This window comes from Mesorhizobium sp. WSM4850 (assembly GCF_055811735.1).
The window spans coordinates 1-449 of the sequence record NZ_JBVVPV010000176.1; the positions used below are offsets into that span (position 1 = coordinate 1).

The following is a 449-nucleotide window of genomic DNA, read 5'->3' on the forward strand; positions in this document are numbered from 1 at the left end:
TCGACGTCACCGCGCCGGAGAAGCTCATCGAGATCGTCGTCGAGCGGCAGCAATTCGAAGCTGACGGCGGGTGCTTCCCGTGCAACACGCTCCACGACCTTTTCTAAAAACACGAGTGTGGCGAAATCGGAAACCATGATCCGGAAGCGGCGATCGGATTGAGCCGGTTTAAACGGATCCCAAGAAATAATCGAGCACTGGATGTGCAAGAGTGCGCCGCGAACAGCGGGGGCGAGTGTTTCCGCACGTGGGGTTAGAACACGTTCGCGGCCGCTCATCGTAAACAGTTCATCGTTGAAATAATCGCGTAGCCGGCCGACGGCCGCGCTCATGGCCGGCTGACTTAGGTTGATGCTGCTTGCCGCCGCCGTGAGGTTGCGCTCGGTCAGCAGTGCGTCGAGCACAACGAGAAGGTTCAGATCAAGGCCTTTGAAACGCATGCCTTATCT

1 protein-coding gene is annotated in these 449 nt (G+C 57.9%); it reads right to left on the bottom strand.

What is annotated here, in order from left to right; translation table 11 throughout:
• A partial coding sequence (locus tag AC0L2Z_RS35470; protein ID WP_473630652.1) for a LysR family transcriptional regulator occupies positions 1-440 on the bottom strand: 440 nt, incomplete at its 3' end.
• Positions 441-449: the final 9 nt, after the last annotated feature.